The 5441-nt window shown below is 75.6% G+C and carries 4 protein-coding genes and 1 pseudogene; 3 read left to right on the top strand and 2 right to left on the bottom strand.

Annotated elements, in window-relative coordinates; all coding sequences use genetic code 11:
• Positions 1 to 2638: pseudogene (locus tag KBX53_RS20865) on the top strand (DEAD/DEAH box helicase); the annotation flags it as partial.
• Positions 2639 to 2657: 19 nt separating this feature from the next.
• Here the strand turns inward: KBX53_RS20865 and KBX53_RS20860 are convergent.
• Complete coding sequence (locus tag KBX53_RS20860; protein ID WP_030336809.1) at positions 2658 to 3257, bottom strand: hypothetical protein; 600 nt, start codon at positions 3255 to 3257, stop codon at positions 2658 to 2660.
• A gap of 100 nt (positions 3258 to 3357) precedes the next feature.
• Here KBX53_RS20860 and KBX53_RS20855 point away from each other — a divergent pair, with 100 nt between their 5' ends.
• On the top strand, positions 3358 to 4158 hold the full coding sequence (locus tag KBX53_RS20855; protein ID WP_210861142.1) for an S-adenosyl-l-methionine hydroxide adenosyltransferase family protein: 801 nt from the start codon (positions 3358 to 3360) through the stop codon (positions 4156 to 4158).
• A gap of 25 nt (positions 4159 to 4183) precedes the next feature.
• Positions 4184 to 4426 (top strand): CPCC family cysteine-rich protein, encoded by a 243-nt coding sequence (locus KBX53_RS20850; RefSeq protein ID WP_030336813.1) that lies wholly within the window; start codon positions 4184 to 4186, stop codon positions 4424 to 4426.
• Positions 4427 to 4459: 33 nt separating this feature from the next.
• Here the strand turns inward: KBX53_RS20850 and KBX53_RS20845 are convergent.
• Positions 4460 to 5441: hypothetical protein (locus KBX53_RS20845; RefSeq protein WP_247675955.1), on the bottom strand; the 982-nt coding region annotated here is incomplete at its 5' end.

Here is a 5441-nt window from a genome sequence, read left to right as displayed (position 1 = left end):
ACTGGCCGCGCTGCGCGACGGCGGGCTGGACGACTGGGCCGCCGGCAACCTGATGGCCTACCTGCGCGATCAGCGGGAGGCCACCCGTTCGCTGCCCGACGACCGCACTGTCGTCGTGGAACGGTTCCGCGACGAGCTGGGCGACTGGCGGCTGGCCGTGCACAGCGTGCTCGGCGCCCGGGTCAACGGGCCCTGGGCGCTCGCGGTGGGCCGCCGGCTGGCCGAGCGGTACGGCGTGGACGCCCAGGTGATGCCCTCCGACGACGGCATCGTGGTGCGACTTCCGGACACCGCCGACGAACCGCCCGGCGCCGACGTGGTGGTCTTCGAACCCGACGAGATCACCCAGCTGGTGGAGGAGTCGGTCGGCACCTCCGCCCTCTTCGCCGCCCGTTTCCGGGAGTGCGCCGCCCGGTCACTGCTGCTGCCGCGCCGCGACCCGCGCCGCCGCCAACCGCTCTGGCAGCAACGGCAACGCTCCGCCCAGCTCCTCGACGTGGCCCGCGAGTACGCGGACTTCCCGGTCACCCTGGAGGCCGCCCGGGAGTGCCTCCAGGACGTCTTCGACCAGCCGGCGCTGGCCGGGCTGATGCGCGACCTGGCCACCCGCAAGGTGCGGCTGGTCGAGGTGGAGACCAGCGCGCCGTCCCCGTTCGCGCGGTCGCTGCTCTTCGGCTACGTCGGTGCGTTCCTCTACGAGGGCGACGCCCCGCTGGCCGAGCGCCGCGCCGCCGCGCTCGCCCTCGACTCCACCCTCCTCGGCGAGCTGCTCGGCCGGGTCGACCTGCGCGAACTGCTCGACCCGGCGGTGCTCACCGAGACCGAACGGCAACTGCGGTGGCTGACCGAGCAGCGCCGCCCCCGCGACGCCGAGGACGTGGTCGAGCTGCTGCGGGTGCTCGGTGACCTGAGCGACGCCGAGCTGACCGAGCGGGGCGTGCCCGAGACGTGGCTCAGCGAGCTGGAGGCCACCCGCCGGGTGCTGCGGGTCCGGATCGCCGGCGAACAGCGCTGGGTGGGCGTCGAGGACGCCGCCCGCCTGCGCGACGCACTCGGCGTGGCACTGCCGATGGGGGTGGCCGAGGCGTACCTCGCCCCGGTGGCCGATCCGCTCGGTGATCTGGTGGCCCGTTACGCCCGCACCCACGGGCCGTTCGCCGCCGCCAGCTGCGCGGCCCGCTTCGGGTTGGGCGTGTTCGTCGTCGAGCAGGCGCTGCGCCGGCTCGGCGCCACCGGCCGGGTGGTCTCCGGGGAGTTCACCCCGGACTCGGCCGGCGCCCAGTGGTGCGACGCCGAGGTGCTACGGATGCTGCGCCGCCGCTCGCTCGCCGCGCTGCGCCGGGAGATCGAGCCGGTGCCGCCCCGGGCGCTGGCGACGTTCCTGCCCCGTTGGCAGCAGGTCGGCTCGTCCGCCCGAGGTGTCGAGGCGCTCGCGGCAACTGTGGAGCAGTTGCAGGGCGCGGCGGTGCCGGCGTCCGCCCTGGAGCGGTTGGTGCTGCCCGCCCGGGTCGCGGACTACTCCCCCGCCCACCTCGACGAGTTGTGCGCGAGCGGGGAGGTGCTGTGGGCCGGGTCGGGGGCGATCTCCGGAGGCGACGGCTGGGTCACCCTGGCGTACGCGGACACCGCGCCACTGCTGCTCCCTCCGCCCGACGAGGCGTTGACCCGCACCCCGCTGCACGACGCGGTGCTCGACGCGCTCGGCGACGGGCAGGCGTTGTTCTTCCGCCCGCTGGCCGACCGGGTCGGTTCGACAGACGACGCCGCGCTGACCGCGGTGATCTGGGATCTGGTCTGGGCGGGGCACCTCAGCAACGACACCCTCGCCCCGCTGCGCGCGGTGCTCGGCGCCGGCGGCGCCCACCGCTCCCGGCCGTCCGCGCCCCGCACCCGCTACCGGCGGCCCGGCCGGGTGGCGCTGCCGACCCGTGGTGGCCCGCCGACGGTCGCCGGCCGCTGGTCCCGCCTTCCGGACCGGGACCTCGACCCGACCCGGCGGGCCGCCGCGCTCGCCGACCTGCTGCTGGAGCGGCACGGGGTGGTCACCCGGGGCGCGGTCATGGCCGAGCAGGTGGTCGGCGGGTTCTCGGCGGTCTACCCGGTGCTGTCGGCGCTGGAGGAGCGCGGCGCGGCCCGCCGGGGTTACTTCGTCGAAGGGCTCGGCGCGGCGCAGTTCGCCGTACCCGGCGCGGTGGACCGGCTGCGCGCGCTGGCCGAACCGACCGACGGCGCCCGGGGGCGGGGCGCGGTGGCCACCGTGCTCGCCGCCACCGACCCGGCCAACCCGTACGGCGCGGCGCTGCCCTGGCCGGAACGGGTCGTCGACTCCGGTGACGGGGCCACACCGGCGACTGGGCACCGGGCCGGCCGCAAGGCGGGGGCCCTGGTGGTGCAGGTCGGCGGTGACCTGGTCCTCTACGTCGAACGCGGCGGCCGGACGCTGCTCTCCTTCACCGACGACACCGAGACGCTCGCCGCGGCCGGCAAGGCGCTCGCCGACGCCGTCCACTCCGGGGCGTTGGGTGCGATGTCGGTGGAGCGGGCCGACGGCGAGGCGGTGCACTCCTCGCCGCTGCGTGACGCGTTGACCGCCGCCGGCTTCCGGGCCACCCCGCGCGGCCTGCGCCTGCGCGGCTGACCGGGCCTGTGCGCCCGCGTCAGCCCAGACCGTTGAGCACCTTCTCGTAGCGGGGCCGGTCGGCGGCCGGGGTCTTCGCCTCAAGGTAGTTGAGCACCACCGCACCGCGCCGGTACGACTGGCCGCCCCACGTCTCGGCGATGTCGCTGGCGCTGATCTCGTCGGGAAACACGTACACCGTGACGGCGTCGGTGGCGATCAGCTCGGAACAGCCCAGGCCGAGACCGTCCGGCCCACAGTCGACCGAGCGGTCCTTCGGGTGCGGCACCTTCAGGCCGGCGGCCTTGAACGCGTTGACGACCTGGGTGGCACCGGGCGCACCCGTCGGGCGTTTGGGCAGCACCACCGGCGGTGGGCTGGCCGGCCGGCGCTGCGTGGGCCCCTGGGGGGCGACGGACGGCGGGGCCACCGGCGGGGCTGCCGGTGACGCGGCGCCGCTGGCGCTGGGCGGCCCCGCCGAGGGCGTCGGGGCGCTCGGCAGACCGGTGGCCGCCGGGGCCGAGGACGACGAGGGGGTGGGGGCCGCACTCGACGGATCGGCGTCGCCACCGCCGCAGCCGGCGGTGACGGCCACGGCTACCAGCAGGATTCCGACGGCGGGCAGGCTCCGAATTGTCACCAGGGCAGTCTGCCCAACGTCATCCGGCGGCGGGAGGGGCCGGTCGGCCACTGCGCTGTCCCGAATCCGTCAGCCCACCCGGTTCCACTAGCCTGCGGGCATGTCCGCAGTGCCCTGGATCTCGCTGACCACCGACTACGGCCTCACCGACGGCTTCGTGGCCGCCTGTCACGGGGTCGTCGCCCGCGTCGCGCCGACCGCCCGGGTGATCGACGTGACCCACCTGGTGCCGCCGGGGGATGTCCGGCGGGGTGCCGCGGTGCTGGCGCAGACAGTGCCGTACCTGCCGGTGGGAGTGCACGTGGCGGTGGTCGATCCGGGTGTCGGCACCGCCCGACGGGGTGTCGCGCTGGCCGCCCCGGGCGGGCTGCTGGTCGGCCCGGACAACGGGTTGCTGCTGGACGCCGCCGCCGCGCTCGGTGGGGTGACCGACGCGGTCGAGCTGACCGAGCCGCGCTGGCTGGCCGCCCGGGTGTCCCGCACGTTCCACGGGCGGGACGTCTTCGCGCCGGTGGCGGCCCGGCTGGCGCTCGGCGCGCCGCTCGCCGAGGCGGGCCCACCTGTCGACCCGGCCGGGCTGGTGCGGCTGCCGACGCCCACGGTGACCCGGGACGCCGAGGGATTCACCGCCGAGGTGCTGACCGTGGACCACTTCGGCAACGTCCAACTGGCCGCACCGGCCGAGCTGCTCGATCCGCTGCCGGCCACGCTGCGGGTGGGTCCGTCGGGAACCGCGCCGGCCCATGCGGCGGTGCACGGGCGCACCTTCGGCGACGCCCCGGCCGGTGGCCTGGTGACGTACGTCGACTCGGCCGGGCTGGTCGCGGTCGCTGTCAACGGCGGACGGGCCGTGGACCTCCTCGCGGTGTCCGCGGGGGACCTGCTGCGGGTATCGGGCTGATGTTCGACTGTGGAATGCTTCTCCGGTGGGTGAGCATGTGGTTCCTGCGGGCTGTCCCTGCTGTGCGTCGCGGACCGGCGGGGGGACCTGTCCCGTCTGTTTCTGGACCGACGACGGCCAGACCGACGCCGACGCCGACGCCGTCCGGGGTGGCCCCAACGGCGACCTGAGCCTCACCCACGCCCGTCTCAACTACGCCGTCTACGGTGCCAGCCACCCGCGCTACCAGGACATGGTGCGCACGGCTCGCCCCGACGAGCGCCCCTGACGCTGAGGCGGCGCCCGACGGGGTGAGCGTGGCTCAGCAGACCGGCACGCTGCCGCCGTACACACTCGAGATGTACGCGTGGCTGACGTACTGGCCACTGGTCAGCCGGTTCCAGCGGGTGGTGGTGCGGTAGGGGCCGGCGACCGACTGACCGGTGACGTAGCACTGGATCGGCACGTGGGCCAGCCGGGCGGCGAGGCCACGGATCGCGTACGACGTGCTGGCCCCGGTGCGGATGTTGAGCGGCCCGTCGCCGACCACGCCGCGCGGGCCGCCGCCGGTCCACAGGTAGGCGACGTCCACCCAGGCGTTGGTGGTCAGCCGCAGCCCGTCCCAGAACGTGCCGTCGGCCAGGTCGATGCCGGCCGGGTTGAGCACGGTCCGCCCGAACTGGTCCCGGCCACCGTTGTAGCCGGACTGGTACGCGGCCTGCGCCTCGGGTCGCCCCTGCGGCAGGTCCTTCCAGTTCTCCCGCACGGATGACGGGTTCCAGTAGTCGTCGCGGGTGTTCCACGGCCCGACGTCCCAGACCGGGGCGTACTCGCAGCGGGCGCCGTTGGTGGTGCAGACCCGCACGGTGTAGTCGCCGGTGTTGAGCGGGGAGAGTCCGCGCCGCGACGGCAGTGCCGCGAAGTGGTCCCGGGGTTGCACGGTGCGGCCGTTGGCGGTCACCTCACCGACCAGCCCGATGCGGGTGGCGTACACCCGGTAGGTGCGACCGGGTGTGGCGGCGGACACGGCGGCGTTCGCGTCGGCGGTGAGCCGCATGCCCCGTACCGTCGCCGTCGCTCCCTTGTCGGGGGCGGTGAGCACCACCCGGGCCTGTACCCGGGTGACGGGCCGGTCGAAGACGGTGCCGGCGGCCCGCCACTCCGTCCAGCCGGCGGTCCGCCAGCCGCGGACCTGCGCCTCCACCGTCGCCCCGGCGGGGACCGCGGCGTCGATCTCGGCGCGGACCCGGGTGGCCGGCCGGGCGAGGGTGCGGGGTGTGGTCAGCAGCATCCCCTCGGCGACG

The sequence above is a fragment of the Micromonospora sp. M51 genome, from assembly GCF_018070305.1.
Taxonomy (GTDB): domain Bacteria; phylum Actinomycetota; class Actinomycetes; order Mycobacteriales; family Micromonosporaceae; genus Micromonospora; species Micromonospora parva.
The sequence above is the reverse complement of the archived record's forward strand: the minus strand, read 5'-3'. Positions and strand labels throughout refer to the sequence as shown.